At 64.8% G+C, this 13,947-nt stretch carries 15 protein-coding genes; 12 read left to right on the forward strand and 3 right to left on the reverse strand.

Going from position 1 to position 13,947, the window contains the following annotated elements; all coding sequences use genetic code 11:
• The first annotated feature begins 28 nt into the window (after positions 1 to 28).
• The 3 genes from FVW59_RS05160 (at position 29) to FVW59_RS05170 (ending at position 2,340) form a co-directional block, all read left to right on the forward strand.
• Complete coding sequence (locus FVW59_RS05160) at positions 29 to 562, forward strand: phosphoglycerate mutase family protein (protein ID WP_148063171.1); 534 nt, start codon at positions 29 to 31, stop codon at positions 560 to 562.
• 90 nt (positions 563 to 652) lie between these two features.
• Positions 653 to 1,552 (forward strand): AEC family transporter, encoded by a 900-nt coding sequence (locus FVW59_RS05165; RefSeq protein ID WP_187275771.1) that lies wholly within the window; start codon positions 653 to 655, stop codon positions 1,550 to 1,552.
• 2 nt (positions 1,553 to 1,554) lie between these two features.
• Entirely contained in the window at positions 1,555 to 2,340 is a 786-nt protein-coding gene (locus FVW59_RS05170; RefSeq protein WP_148063172.1) for a cytochrome-c peroxidase, read from the forward strand.
• Positions 2,341 to 2,382: 42 nt separating this feature from the next.
• Here the strand turns inward: FVW59_RS05170 and FVW59_RS05175 are convergent, their stop codons facing one another.
• A complete protein-coding gene (locus FVW59_RS05175; protein ID WP_148063173.1) occupies positions 2,383 to 3,288 on the reverse strand; it encodes a LysR family transcriptional regulator in 906 nt (301 codons plus the stop codon).
• 129 nt (positions 3,289 to 3,417) lie between these two features.
• Here FVW59_RS05175 and FVW59_RS05180 point away from each other — a divergent pair, with 129 nt between their 5' ends.
• The 9 genes from FVW59_RS05180 to FVW59_RS05220 all read left to right on the forward strand — a co-directional run bounded on the left by FVW59_RS05180 (position 3,418) and on the right by FVW59_RS05220 (position 10,557).
• Positions 3,418 to 3,867: a DoxX family protein gene (locus FVW59_RS05180; RefSeq protein ID WP_148063174.1), complete on the forward strand. Its 450-nt coding sequence runs from the start codon at positions 3,418 to 3,420 to the stop codon at positions 3,865 to 3,867.
• A 68-nt stretch (positions 3,868 to 3,935) separates the two neighbouring features.
• Positions 3,936 to 4,751 carry a DODA-type extradiol aromatic ring-opening family dioxygenase gene (locus FVW59_RS05185; RefSeq protein WP_148063175.1) on the forward strand — a complete coding sequence of 272 codons (816 nt, stop codon included), beginning with the start codon at positions 3,936 to 3,938 and terminating at the stop codon, positions 4,749 to 4,751.
• Positions 4,748 to 5,203: an NUDIX hydrolase gene (locus FVW59_RS05190; RefSeq protein ID WP_148063176.1), complete on the forward strand. Its 456-nt coding sequence runs from the start codon at positions 4,748 to 4,750 to the stop codon at positions 5,201 to 5,203. Before FVW59_RS05185 ends, FVW59_RS05190 begins: the two co-directional genes overlap by 4 nt.
• Positions 5,200 to 6,288, forward strand: a complete 1,089-nt coding sequence (mnmA, locus tag FVW59_RS05195) for a tRNA 2-thiouridine(34) synthase MnmA (protein ID WP_148063177.1) — start codon at positions 5,200 to 5,202, stop codon at positions 6,286 to 6,288. The genes FVW59_RS05190 and mnmA overlap by 4 nt, the downstream gene beginning before the upstream one ends.
• Positions 6,288 to 6,920 (forward strand): high frequency lysogenization protein HflD, encoded by a 633-nt coding sequence (gene hflD, locus FVW59_RS05200; RefSeq protein ID WP_148063178.1) that lies wholly within the window; start codon positions 6,288 to 6,290, stop codon positions 6,918 to 6,920. The genes mnmA and hflD overlap by 1 nt, the downstream gene beginning before the upstream one ends.
• Positions 6,921 to 7,094: 174 nt before the next feature.
• Positions 7,095 to 8,465 carry an adenylosuccinate lyase gene (gene purB, locus FVW59_RS05205; RefSeq protein WP_148063179.1) on the forward strand — a complete coding sequence of 457 codons (1,371 nt, stop codon included), beginning with the start codon at positions 7,095 to 7,097 and terminating at the stop codon, positions 8,463 to 8,465.
• Position 8,466: 1 nt separating this feature from the next.
• Positions 8,467 to 9,597, forward strand: a complete 1,131-nt coding sequence (locus FVW59_RS05210; protein WP_187275772.1) for a cupin domain-containing protein — start codon at positions 8,467 to 8,469, stop codon at positions 9,595 to 9,597.
• Entirely contained in the window at positions 9,587 to 10,033 is a 447-nt protein-coding gene (locus FVW59_RS05215) for a GNAT family N-acetyltransferase (RefSeq protein WP_148063181.1), read from the forward strand. The genes FVW59_RS05210 and FVW59_RS05215 overlap by 11 nt, the downstream gene beginning before the upstream one ends.
• On the forward strand, positions 10,030 to 10,557 hold the full coding sequence (locus FVW59_RS05220; protein WP_148063182.1) for a DUF7931 domain-containing protein: 528 nt from the start codon (positions 10,030 to 10,032) through the stop codon (positions 10,555 to 10,557). Before FVW59_RS05215 ends, FVW59_RS05220 begins: the two co-directional genes overlap by 4 nt.
• Before the next feature lie 90 nt (positions 10,558 to 10,647).
• On the opposite strand, the gene FVW59_RS05225 is transcribed toward FVW59_RS05220, so the two are convergent.
• Together FVW59_RS05225 and FVW59_RS05230 are read right to left on the reverse strand one after the other, a co-directional pair.
• Positions 10,648 to 12,009, reverse strand: a complete 1,362-nt coding sequence (locus tag FVW59_RS05225) for an MATE family efflux transporter (protein ID WP_246139639.1) — start codon at positions 12,007 to 12,009, stop codon at positions 10,648 to 10,650.
• Positions 12,010 to 12,012: 3 nt separating this feature from the next.
• Positions 12,013 to 13,815 carry a DUF885 domain-containing protein gene (locus FVW59_RS05230; RefSeq protein WP_148063183.1) on the reverse strand — a complete coding sequence of 601 codons (1,803 nt, stop codon included), beginning with the start codon at positions 13,813 to 13,815 and terminating at the stop codon, positions 12,013 to 12,015.
• Positions 13,816 to 13,947: the final 132 nt, after the last annotated feature.

Below are 13,947 nucleotides of genomic sequence, written 5' to 3' on the forward strand. Positions count from 1 at the left end.
ACCCAGTTGGATTCAGAAGGTTGCCGTCATGCCGCATATGCTCACCGGACTGCTGTTACTGATCGCTCTCGCCCAGGGCGGAATTGCGCAGGCGGCGGAGCACGCCGCCACACCAGATGCGGCGCTGACTGTGTTCCTGGTGCGCCACGGCGAGAAAACCGACGACAGCGACAACCCGCCCCTGTCCGCCGCCGGCCAGGGGCGCGCCCGCCTGCTGGCGCAGATGTTGCGCAGCGCCGGTATTCAGCAGGTGCACAGCTCGGATTTTCTCCGCACCCACAATACCGCGGCTCCCACCGCCATCATGCTGGGTCAGACGATTGAGACTTACGATGTCGACGATCTGCCGGCGCTGGCCCGGCAGTTGCAGCAGAGCGGCGGCCGCCACCTGGTGGTCGGCCATAGCGACACCACCCCGGAGCTGGTGGACCTGCTGGGCGGCACAGCGGGGCAGCCCATCGACGAGGCCGGCGAATACGACCGGCTGTACATCGTTACAGTCAACCATGAAGGCGCGGCAGTCACCACCCTGTTGCGCTACGGCGAGCCCTTCCTGCCGTGAGCGCAGCCAGCGCCGGCGATTGCCGGCGTTCCCGCAATAGTGCCAGGCCCCTTAGCGCTTTTCGCGCAGGGGTGGCAAAATCCGCGCCCTATGACTGACCTCGCCATCAACCTCGACCTGCTGCCGCGCATCGTCGGGATTCTCGCTCCCATCGTCGCGATCGTGCTGGTGGGCTACTTCTATGGCCTGCGCCACAATCCCGAGATGGCGGTGGCCAACCGCATCAACATGGATATCTTTGTGCCGGCGCTGATTCTGGGAGCCATGGCCAGCAAGAACTTCGAGCCGGAGCGCTACATTGGCCTGGCCAGCGGCGCCGCCATCCTGCTGATCATCTGCGGCCTTGTCGCGCGGCCGGTGGCGCGCTGGATGGCAATGGACTGGCGCACTTTCGTGCCACCGATGATGTTCAACAACTCGGCCAATATCGGCATTCCACTGGCGGTGCTCACCTGGGGCGAAAGCGCTCTTCCCGCGGCAGTGATTCTGTACACCGTGTCCAACGTCATGCACTTCTCCATCGGTGTGCACATGCTGGACCAGAACGCACGCCTGCTGACCCTGTGGCGCAACCCGACCCTGATCGCCGTCGCCATTGGGCTGACCATTGCGACACTGCAGATTCCGGTGTGGGAGCCGGTGGTGACGTCCCTGCAACTGCTGGGCAATGTCGCCGTACCGCTGCTGCTGTTCTCCCTCGGTGTGCGCATGCAACATGTGCGCTTCAACGATCTCGGGGCGCCCCTGATCGGTGCTTTTCTGCGCCCCCTGCTGGGCATGGCGCTGGCCGGCGCGCTGGCCCTGCTGCTGGGCCTGAACGCACGCGATACGGCCATGCTGCTGGTGTTCGGCGCCCTGCCGCCGGCGGTCATGAACTTCCTTTTCGCCGAGCGCTACCAGCGCGCCCCGGAGCAGGTGGCGGCCATCGTGTTGATCGGCAACCTGGCGGCGCTGGTCATGCTGCCGCTGGCGCTGATGCTGGCCCTGTAGCGATGCTTTCAGCCTTGCTACGCGCCGGTCTCGCCCTGTGGCTGGGCAGTGCTCTGTGTACGCACGCCGATCCCTCCTTCGATGACCTGAAAGCACAGTTCCAGCGCCCCGCCACCGTCCCCCACCCCGAGAACAACCCTTATTCGCAAGCCAAGTTCGCGCTGGGACAGCGCCTGTTCTTCGACCCGCGCCTGTCCCGCGACAACGACATCAGTTGCGCCACCTGCCATATCGCCAGCAAAGGCTGGGAAGACGGGCGACCGCGCGCGGTAGGCAGCGATAGCCTGGTACACGAGCGCCACAGCCCGACGCTGGAAAACCTCGCCTGGTCCAGCGCCCTGCTGTGGGACGGCCGCGCGCCCACGCTGGAATCCCAGGTCTGGTTTCCCCTGACCGCACACGACGAGATGGCCCAGGATGTGCGCCAACTGCAGGAAGAGTTGGGCGCCGATGAGAACTACGTAGCGAGCTTCGCAGCGGCCTATCCCGGCAAGGGCATCAGCCTGATCACCCTGTCTGCCGCGGTCGCGACTTTCCAGCGGGAAATCGTCAGCCCGATGGCGCCCTTCGACCGCTGGGTAGACGGAGAGGAGCAGGCCATCAATACGCAGGCGAAGCAGGGATTTGCCCTGTTTACCGGCAAGGCCGGGTGCTCTGCCTGCCACAGTGGCTGGCGCTTCACCGACGATGCCTTCCACGATACCGGCCTGCCTGCCGGCGAAGATAGCGGGCGATATCGCTTCAGCCGCGATGGCGGCTCCGCCCTGCCCCCTGCCCGACCCGATTGAACCGGCGCCGCCAGGCTCCGTATCGGATCCTACGCGCCCACGCTATACCAGCTGATCCCAGTAAGGTGGATCGCCAAAATAGCCCTGCAGGAAATCCACGAAGTGGCGCACCTTGGCCGGCAGCAACTGCCGATGCACATACACGGCGTAGAGCCCCAGTTCCTGCAACGCCAGGTCCGGTAGCAACACCTGCAGCCGGCCCTCGGCGATGGCTGGCCCGGCGATAAAGGTGGGCTGCAGGGCGATTCCGGCACCGGCCAGCGCGGCCCCGGTCAGGACATCGCCGTTGTTGCAGGTAAAGCCGCCCTCGCCGTCGGCGCTACCGCGCATCCAGGCGCGCAACTGCGGGCTGGCCACCGACTCCATATAGCTGTAGCGCAAATAGCGATGCCCCTGCAATTCATCCACGCTGCGGGGCACGCCGTGCCGCGCCAGGTAGGCCGGCGCAGCACACAGCACCATGCGCACCGGCACGATGCGCCGCGCCACCAGCGAGGAATTCTTTAGCTGACCGATTCGCAGGGCGACATCGAAGCCCTCCTCCACCAGGTCGGTTTTGCGGTCGTTGAGCTGCAGGTCGATCTCCACCGCGGGGTGACGTTGCTGGAAATCACAGAGCAGCGGCGCCAGGTGCCGGGCCGCAAATGACACCGGCGCAGTGATCCGCAACTTGCCTTCCACTCTGTCCTCACGCTCGACAAAGCCGCGCTCCAGCGCCTCGACTCCCGCCAGCAGGTGCTGCATGCGGGGCAGGCTGCGGCTACCTTCCTCGGTCAGGTGCAAGCGCCGGGTACTGCGGTTCAGCAGGCGCACACCGAGGTGCTCTTCCAGCCAGGACACGTACTTGCTGACGAGTTGCGGAGAGGTTTCCAGACGTTCCGCTGCTCGGGTGAAGCTGCCCTCGCTAACCACCGCGGCGAAGGCGCGCATGGCATTGAATCGGTCCATCAATGCACCATTTATCAACATTATGTTGATAGTAGTTCAACAACAACCTTATTACTAAGTAAAAACGTTGATAGTACATTGCTTGTCAACGGGCTATCACAGTGCCCACCATCACCCGAGGACACGATCATGCAATCATCACTCCTTCACCGCCTGCTGGCCTCAAACGCCGGCTTCGCCGCCCTGGTACTGCGTGTGCCCGTGGGCATCATCCTGGCCGCCCACGGTGCCCAGAAACTGTTTGGCGCCTTTGGCGGATACGGCCTGGAAGGCACCGGCCAATGGATGTCCAGCATTGGCCTGGAACCCGGCTACCTGATGGCACTGCTGGCCGGCAGCGCCGAGTTCTTTGGCGGGCTGGCGCTGATCATCGGCCTGCTGACCCGCCCGGCAGCGCTGGTTTCGGCCTTTACCATGGTGGTCGCCATCTTCGCTGTGCATTTCGAAGGCGGGCTGTTCATGAGCAACAACGGCTACGAGTTCGCACTGGCCCTGCTGGCGGCGACGACAGCGCTGGCGATTCAGGGCGGCGGCCGATTCGCAGTGGACAATCTCCTTCTGTCACAATCGGCGCGCTAGACCAGCGCCAACGCAGCACTGCCTGGCCTGTCGCCCTGATTGCCCAACCTGATAGAGAACCGCGCAGCATGAAACACACCGACATCCTGTTTATCTCCCACGGCGGCGGCCCGCTGCCGCTGCTGGGCGAGCCGGGGCACCAGAGACTGGTGCGCGATCTCCAGGCCCTGGGCCGGGATCTCCCGCGGCCCGACGCCATCCTGGTGATCAGCGCCCACTGGGAGGCGCCGCAGGCGACCATCAGCGCCGCCGCAGAGCCGGAGCTGCTCTACGACTACTACGGTTTCCCCAGCGAGAGCTACGACATTGCCTACCCCTGCCCCGGCCAGCCGCGCCTGGCGCAGGCCGTTGCCGATACCCTCGCCGACGCCGGCCTGGCCAGCGCCCTGGAACACCGGCGCGGGCTGGACCACGGTGTGTTCGTGCCGCTCAAGCTCATGTACCCGGCGGCGGATATTCCCGTACTGCAGCTGTCTCTGCTGGCCAGTCTCGATGCCGCGGCTCACATCCGGTTCGGTCGCGCCCTGCGCCAGCTGCCCTTCGAGGGGCGCCTGCTGGTGCTCGGCTCCGGTTTCACCTTCCACAACATGCGCTCCTTTGCCGACGGCAGCGACCCGTCCCGGGAGTCGCGCATCCAGGCGTTCTCCGACTGGCTACAGCAGACCTGCTGCGACACCTCGCTGGGTGAAACACAGCGGGAGGAAAAACTGGCGAACTGGCTGCAAGCGCCACACGCCCGTTTCTGCCATCCGCGGGAAGAACACCTGCTGCCCCTGCACGTCTGCGCCGGACTCGCCGGCCGCGCGGCCGACTGGCACCTGGCCAGCGAGGTGATGCACACTCGCGCGGACCTCTACCGCTGGTCGGAGGGAAATAGCGCGTGAGTGACAACTGGCCTCCCCATATCACCGTGGCCACAGTGGTCGAGAACCAGGGCCGCTACCTGTTGGTGGAAGAACGCGACAAGGTGACCGGCGCGCTGGTATTCAACCAGCCCGCCGGCCATCTGGAAGCGGGCGAAAGCCTGTTCGACGCCGCACGGCGCGAAACCCTGGAGGAAAGCGGCTGGGAAGTGGAGCTGCTGGGCCTGTTGGGCTGGGCCCTGTACACCGCGCCCTCCAATGGCGTCACCTACTATCGCAGCACCTTTCTCGCCCGGCCGCTTCGCGAGCGGGAAGGTGCGGTACTGGATGCGGACATCCTCGCCACCCACTGGTTCGACTACGGGGAAATCCTCGCCAAGTCTGCTAGAATGCGCAGCCCTTTGGTGCTCGCGGCGGTGGAACAGGCCCGCAGCGGCACCCTGTACCCGCTGGACGCACTACAACACCTATGAGCAAGGCCTCTACCAAAGTCATCGTCGGCATGTCCGGTGGTGTCGACTCCTCTGTATCCGCACTGTTGCTGAAGGAACAGGGCTATACCGTGGAAGGCCTGTTCATGAAGAACTGGGACGAGGACGACGGCACCGAGTACTGCACCGCGAAAGAAGATTTTGCCGACGCCCAGGCGGTGGCGGACAAACTCGGCATCCCCCTGCACGGCGCCAATTTCGCCGCCGAGTACTGGGACAATGTGTTCGAGCACTTCCTCGCCGAATACCGTGCCGGGCGGACTCCCAACCCGGACATCCTCTGCAACCGCGAAATCAAGTTCAAGGCCTTCCTCGACTACGCCCTGATGCTGGGGGCGGACCTGATCGCCACCGGCCACTACACCCGCCGCGGTGAGTACGCCGGCAAGGCCACGCTGCTGAAGGGGCTGGACCCGAACAAGGACCAGAGCTACTTCCTGCACGCGGTGGGCCACCAGGAGTTGAACAAGACCCTGTTCCCGGTGGGTGAAATCGAAAAACCCGAGGTGCGCGCGCTGGCGGAAAAATACAACCTGGCGACAGCGAAGAAAAAAGACTCAACCGGTATCTGCTTTATCGGCGAGCGCCGCTTCAGCGACTTCCTGAAGCAGTACCTGCCCGCCCAGCCCGGGGAGATCCACAGTCTCGATGGCGAAACGCTGGGCCGCCACCAGGGCCTGATGTACCACACCATCGGCCAGCGCCAGGGCCTCGGCATCGGCGGCCGCGCCGACGCCGCAGATGCCCCCTGGTACGTGGTCGACAAAGACCTCGCCAACAATGTGCTGCTGGTGGCCCAGGGCAACGACCACCCGGCCCTGTTCAAATCCACCCTGTATACGGGCGACATTTACTGGGTTGCCGGCGAGCCGCCGGCCCTGCCGGCCGGGCTCAGCGCCAAGGTACGCTACCGCCAGGCGGACCAGGAGTGCACCCTGCATCGCGATGGCGAAGGCTACCGCGTGCTGTTCGACGAGCCACAGCGCGCCATCACCCCCGGCCAGTCCGTGGTGTTCTACGACGGCGAGCGCTGCCTGGGTGGCGGCGTCATCGAGCGGGCCGCCTGATGGCCCGCAGCCCGCTGGAACAGCAGACCATTGCCCTGGCCGGCGTCGTGCAGGCGGCGCGCATCGTCGACCAGGTGTCGCGCACCGGCAGCTACCCGCCAGAGTTTCTCGAGTCCTCGATTCACAGCCTGTTCAAGTTCGATGCCGAGGGCGTGGAGGATGTGTTTGGTGGCGTGGAGGGGGTGCGCCTGGGTCTGCAGAACCTGGCCGCTCTACTGGCCAACCAGAAGGAAGCGGAAAACCGCGAACTGGTGCGCTACGTCTTCGCCCTGCTCTACCTGGAAGGCAAGTTCAGTTCCGACCCGGCCATGATGCAGGTGGTGCGCTCGCGCCTGGAGCACGCCAGTTTCCGCGCCGAGCACTTTGCCGGCCACGTACACGACGTCTGCCACAGTATCTCGGGGGTCTACCAGGATACGCTCAGCAAGCTGAAATTCCGCATCAAGGTCAGCGGCAGCGCCCAGCACCTGCAGGACAGTCGCAACGCGGACATCATCCGCGCCCTGCTGCTGGCCGGTATTCGCTCCGGCTTCCTGTGGCGCCAGATGGGCGGGCGCCGCTGGAAACTGCTGTTCCAGCGCAAGGCCCTGCTGCACTGCGCCCAGCAGCTGTCCCGTACCTCCGGCGTGTAAAAGCGCACCACCCTGGTGTAAAATCGCCGCCCTTGGGGCACAAGCGGACAAGTTGCCCCCGTCATTCCCGCGCAGGCGGGAATCCATGTTGCACTTGCTGCAATGGCCCCCGCCTCCGCGAGGGTAATGCGAACCGATTCACCCTATTACGCCAGCCCTGTTTCCGGAGTCACTATGGACCTGTCAGCACTCACCGCCGTTTCCCCCATCGATGGCCGCTACGGCAGTAAAACCGAAGCCCTGAGGGAAGTATTCAGTGAATATGGCCTGATCAAGCGCCGGGTACTGGTGGAAGTTCGCTGGCTGCAACAGCTGGCCGACCACGCCGGCATCCCGGAAGTACCCCCCCTGTCCGCCGGGGCCAACGCCCTGCTGGAGAGCATCGCGGCGGATTTCAGCGTGGACAACGCGGCGCGCATCAAGGCCATCGAAAGCACCACCAACCACGACGTGAAAGCGGTGGAGTACTTCATCAAGGAGCGCTTTGCCGACAATGCCGAACTGAACGCCATCTCCGAATTCGTCCACTTCGCCTGCACCTCCGAGGACATCAACAACCTGTCCCACGCCCTGATGCTGCGCGACGGCATGCAGAACGTCATCCTGCCGGAAATGCGCCGGGTGGTGGCGGCTCTCACCGACCTGGCTATCGCCTCCGCCGAGGCGCCGATGCTGTCGCGCACCCACGGCCAGACCGCCAGCCCCTCCACCATGGGCAAGGAAATGGCCAACGTGGTGGCACGCCTGCGCCGCCAGCTGGCGCAGATCGAACAGGTGGAGTTCCTCGGTAAAATCAACGGCGCCGTGGGCAATTACAACGCCCACTTCTCCGCCTACCCCGAGGTCGACTGGCAGGACAATGCCGAGCAGTTCGTTACCGGCCTGGGGCTGACCTTCAACCCCTACACCACCCAGATCGAACCCCACGACTACATGGCGGAACTGTTCGATGCGGTGGCCCGCTTCAACACCGTCCTGGTGGACTTTGACCGCGACGTATGGGGCTATATCTCCCTGGGCTACTTCAAGCAGCGCACCGTGGCCGGCGAAGTGGGCTCATCCACCATGCCGCACAAGGTCAACCCCATCGACTTCGAAAATTCCGAGGGCAACCTGGGCCTGGCCAACGCGGTGTTCAGCCACCTGGCCGCAAAACTGCCGGTCAGCCGCTGGCAGCGCGACCTCACCGACAGCACCGTGCTGCGCAATATGGGCGTCGGCATGGGCTACAGCCTGATCGCCTACCAGGCCAGCCTGAAAGGCATTGGCAAGCTGCAACTGAACGAAGCGCGCCTGGCGGAAGACCTCAACGGCAGCTGGGAAGTGCTGGCCGAGCCGATCCAGACGGTGATGCGCCGCTACGGCATCGAGCAACCCTACGAGAAACTCAAGGCCCTGACCCGCGGCCAGGACATGAACCGCGAAACCATCCAGGCCTTCGTCGAGACCCTGGAACTGCCCCGCGAAGCCAGGGACGAGCTGCTGGCCCTGACCCCGGCCAGCTATATCGGCAACGCCGTGGCCCAGGCGCGGGCCATCAAGTAAATTGCCCCCGGCCGACAGCCTGACCCTGCCCGTTGATCCCGGGCACTTCCTCGCTGAGTACTGGCAGCGCAGGCCGCTGCTGGTGCGCAACGCCATTGCGGGTTTCCAGCCGCCGATAGACGCCGATGAACTGGCCGGACTGGCGATGGAGGCGGAGATAGAGTCGCGCATTGTCGAGGAGGCCGACGGCCGCTGGCGCCTGAGCCACGGGCCTTTTGTGGAGCAGGACTTCCAGCGATCCGGCCCCTGGAGCCTGCTGGTGCAGGCCGTGGACCAGTTCATTCCCGACGTGGCAGCGCTGCGGCAACTCGCCGCGTTTATCCCGCAGTGGCGGGCCGACGACGTAATGGTGAGCTACGCCAGCGACGGCGGCAGCGTGGGCCCGCACTTCGACTACTACGATGTCTTCCTGCTGCAGGGGCACGGCGAGCGTCTGTGGCGCCTGGGGCAGCACTGCGATGGCAACAGCCCCCTGCTGGCCGACAGCGACCTGCGCATCCTGCGCGACTTTCACTGCGAACAGGAATACCTGCTCGGCCCGGGCGACCTGCTGTACGTACCGCCCGGCCTGGCGCACTGGGGCATCGCCCGGGGCGAGTGCACCACCTTCTCCATCGGCTTTCGTGCGCCGGCCCGGCGCGACCTGCTGGCCCGCCTTGCCGACGAAGTGCTCGACAATAGCGACGGCGATATCCTGCTGGCCGACCCCGGGCGGGCGCCGGCGGCGCGCGCCGGGGAAATCAGCGCTGCGGATATCGACGGTGCCCGCCGGCAGGCGCTGGCCCTGTTGCAGGCCGAGTGCGCGCCCCGCTGGTTTGGCGAGCTGGTCACCGAACCGCGTTACAGCATCGAGGCCACCAGCGTAGATAGCGATGACCTCGCCGCACTGTTCGACGGCGCGGCCCTGCTCTGCCGCGATGACAGCGGCCGACTGGCCTGGGCCGAACAGCGCGGTCAGCTCCATGTCTTTGCCAACGGCGCCAGCTTCACCACAGAACTGGATTTGCTGCCCTGGCTTGAGGGCCTCTGCGCGCGCGATGAAGCAGATTGCAAAGGCCTTGACGCCGACCACCCGGCTGCGTCTGAATTACTGACATTTCTTATCGAGAGTGGAGCGACCTATGTCGAATGAACCGGATGCCATCACCCTGCAGGTGGTGAGCTGGAACGAGGCCTCGAATGCCCTCGGCAGCCTGCGCCGTACCGTCTTTATCGAAGAACAGGGTGTGCCGCGCGATGTCGAATGGGATGGCCGCGACGCCGAATGCCGCCATGTGCTGGCCCTGCGCGGCGACCAGCCGGTGGGCTGTGGCCGCCTCATGCCGGATGGCAAAATCGGCCGCATGGCGGTGCTGGCCAGCGAGCGCGGCCGGGGAGTTGGCGCAGCGGTACTACAGCGGCTGGTCGAGCTGGCCCGGGAATGCGGCTTTGAGCGGGTCTATGTACACGCCCAGCAGCACGCCGCCCCCTTTTACAGCCGGGCCGGATTCGTCCCACGCGGCGCCACCTTCGAAGAAGCCGGCATTCCCCACACCACCATGCACCTGGCCCTGACCACCCCGGCATGAGCGGCGCGGGGACGGGGTCTACAGGCGCCGGCAACGGCGCTGAAACCGGCTTTGTCGCCGGTATCGACTACCCCTCCCCCTTCGATGACTTCGCCCTGCGACTGGCGGGCAGCGCCCGCCGCTATCTGTGCCTGCTCAGCCCCCGCCTGGACGCCCGCGTGTTCGACACGCCCGACCTGGTGAGCGCACTCACCGCGCTGGCCCGGCGCAGCCGCCAGACCGATATCCGCATTCTGGTGCAGGACGCAAGGCCACTGGTGAAACAGGGTCACCGCCTGTTGCAACTGGCCCGCCGCATGCCCTCGAAGGTACGCCTGCAGGTATTGCCGGAACACCCTGAGTGGCCGGGGCACACGCTGGTGATACGGGATCGCGACGGGGTGCTGTACCTGCCACCGGACAGCGAGAGCGGCGGGTTCTTTGAGCCGGATTCGCGGGCTTCCACGCAAAAGCACCTGGAGCTGTTTGAATCCCTGTGGCGCAGCAGCGCTGCCAGCCCCGAGTTGCGGCGCCTGCACTTGTAGCGCTGGCGCGCCTGCGACTCCACAATGGGCTCCTGCCTTCGCAGGGGCGACTCAGTGCACTGCCCTGCTCGCAGTCGAACCAGCGCAGCCCTACTCCGCCATCACCTTCGCCAGCCGCTCCGGCGAGCGCCAGCGGCTGCCGAACAGGCGCCGCAGGTAAATGGCTGCCAGCATCAACAGCATCGCGACAAAGGCCCACCAGCTGGCCATCGGCCCTAGTACCGCCACCTTGATGATGTACACCTGGACCAGCAGCATCAGCACGTGCAACAGCATGGAGGTGTTCATCAGCCAGCGGGTATCACCGGCGCCACGCAGTACACCGCTGGCGATCAGGATGGCGGCGTCGGCCAGCACATAGGTGGCCAGGCCGATCATCATCTGGCTGCCCAGGGCAACAATGACGCTGAAGTCTTCGCCGGGGGTTGCGAATACGTTCATCAACTGCTCCCGGGCGAGGATAAAGAACAGCCCGAGCAAGACCGAATAGCCCACTGCCAGCAGGAAGGCGGCACTGATCACCTGGTTGGTGCGGGTCATGTCACCGGCCCCCACATAGCGCCCGATCATACTGGTGACAGCGATATTCATGCCGATCAGCGGTACATAGTTGAGCATGTCCCAGTTGAAGACGATCGCCATGGCGGCGCCCTCGTTAACGCCATAGGACTGGAACAGCAGCAGGAACAGGTTGAAGGTCCCGGCGCCAACGAAAACTTCGATGCCCGAGGGTAAACCCAACCGCACGTAGCGCAGCGAAATACCGCGGTCAAAATGAAAGGAGCGAAGCACCGAGAAGCGCTTGCGGTGTATCCGGTTGAAGTAGAACAGGGCGTAGATGGCCACCGAGAAGCCCGTGGCGATCACCGTGCCCAGCGCCGCCCCCTGAATCCCCAGTTCCGGCAGGCCGAGCTTGCCGAAGATCAGCACATAGCTCAGCGGAACATTCACCAGCACGCCCAGCACATCGGAAATCATCACCACCCGGGTACGGGCGATGCCGGAAAAATAGGACGCGATGCAGGTTTTGCTGAGGGCGAGGAAGGAGCCGGCCAGCAGCACGAAGAAATACTGCCGCTCCAGCGCCACCTGGTCCGGCGCGTGCCCCATCAGGGCAAACAGCTTGGCCGCCTGCCAACCGATAAGCCACAGCAGCGGCTGTACCGCCAGGGCCATGATCACTCCCTGGGTCACGACCCTGGGGCATTTGTCGAGCTGGCCGGAGCCGAGGTACTGGGCCACCAGTGCGGTGGCGTAGGAAATCACACCCTGGAACAGCGCTATGGTGACGAAGAAGGTGACGCCCCCGCCGAGGGCGGAGGCGATATGCAGGGCGCCGATCTGCGACATGAACAGTCGGTCGGTAAACACCATGAGCGCAAAGGCGCTCTGGGATACCACCATCGGCAGGGCGAGCCGGAACAGCTCCCGCAGTGTCGCAGCTGAAAACATCGATCAGACCTGGCTGGCGATCCACTCATCGACGCGGCGCTCGAGGATGCCCAGCGGCAGCGAGCCACCGCCCAGTACCAGGTCGTGGTAGGCGCGGATGTCGAACTTGTCGCCCAGCGCGGCCCGCGCCCGCTCGCGCAGTTCGAGGATCTTCAGCATGCCTACCTTGTAGGAAGTGGCCTGGCCCGGCCACACCAGGTAACGCTGGATTTCCGAACGTACGGAGGTCTCCGGGATGGCGGAGTTCTCGAGCATGTACTGCACCGCCTGTTCTTCGCTCCAGCCCTTGGCGTGCATGCCGGTATCCACCACCAGGCGGATCGCGCGGAAAATTTCCGCACCCAGGCGACCGAAGTTGTAATAGGGGTTGTCGTAAACCCCCATCTCCCAGGCCAGCAGCTCCGAGTACAGGGCCCAGCCCTCGCCGTAAGCGGAATACCAGACGTCGCTACGGAACAGCGGCAGGTCGCTGCGCTCCAGCGCGATGGAGGACTGCATGTGATGGCCCGGATTGCCCTCGTGGTAAGCAGTGGTCTGCAGGTCGGTGCGGTTGTTGGCGCTCATGTCCGACAGGTGCATGTAGTACACCCCGGGGCGGCTGCCGTCAGCGGTGCCCGTCGAATAGGAGGCGGCCGCGCCATCGCGCTCGCGGAAAGCTTCCACCCGGCGCACTTCCAGCGAGGCTTTGGGCAGGATGCCGAAGTACTCGGGCAGTTTGTCGGCGATCAGGTCGAGGTAGTGCTCGGTTTCATCGATGTAAGCCTGGCGGCCGGCATCGGTGTTGGGGTAGTAGAACCGGGCGTCGCTGCGCACAAACTCGAAGAAGGCCGCGAGATCGCCGTCAAAACCGACCTCTTTGCGAATCGCTTCCATCTCGCTGCGGATGCGTTTGACTTCCGCCAGGCCGAGTTGATGCACCTGTTCCGCGCTCATGTCCGTCGTCGTGTAGGAGCGCAGGCGATAGGCGTAGTAGTCCTGCCCACCGGGCAGGCTGGACGCGCCCTGCGGTTCGGCGTCGGTATTGGCCCGGTCCTGCTGCAGCCAGGCAATCAGCGACCGGTAGGCCGGGGCAACCGCGTCGAGTAACGCCTTCCTGGCCAGTGCGCGCAACTCATCAGCCCTGCTCGCATCGATATCACCGCTGTCCTGGAGGGCAGCGAGCTTGCCCTGAACATCCGCCCACAGTGCCGCCGCCTCCTCGCTGTCGTCAAAGGGGGCGCCAGTGACCACGCTCTGGCTCTGGTCAATCACAATGTCGTAGGCGAAACGCGGGGCGCGAATGCCCTCCTTCGCCGCCAGTTCTACTTGCTCCTGGACCTGGCCGAGCGCTGTGGCAACGCCCTTCAGGCGGCTGATGTAATCGAGCATGTCCTGCTGGGAGTCCACTGTGTGGTAGTTGATCAGGAACTGGGGCAGGCCAGTGTGAACCGAGCTCATCTGGTTCAGCAGATAGTGATTGCGTCGCCAGCGCCGGTCCTCCACCGCGCGTTCGGCGCGGTAGGCCCAGTAGTCGTAACTCACCCGGGCATCGGCATCGAGCTGGTCGCGGTCGAAGGCCGCTTCCATGGCGGCCACGCTGTCCAGGTGCCACTGCAACTCTGCGTCATCGGCGGCTTCGCTGTAGTCATCGAGTTTGTCGTAATCCGTCTTGCGGCCGAGCTGGGTCTGCTTTTCCGGATGAAAAGCGAGTTCCTCTTCGTAGCGCTCGTCCAGCCATTGCTTAAGGCGCTCGCTTTCACTGGCCGCTGGCGCTGCCATGGCCGCCAGTGGTGCGAGCAGGAACAGTGCCGCAATCAGGTTGCGCATGTTGTGACTCCTTGGGTAGATTGAGGCGAAGCGCAACAGCGGGCGGCGCCTCCAGGTCTTTGGGCCGGGCGGTACAATAAGCAGCTCCCGAACAGGCCGGCTATTATAGGGGCAGGAAGGCGAGATTTCAGC

This window comes from Parahaliea aestuarii, from assembly GCF_008064635.1.
Classification (GTDB): domain Bacteria; phylum Pseudomonadota; class Gammaproteobacteria; order Pseudomonadales; family Halieaceae; genus Parahaliea; species Parahaliea aestuarii.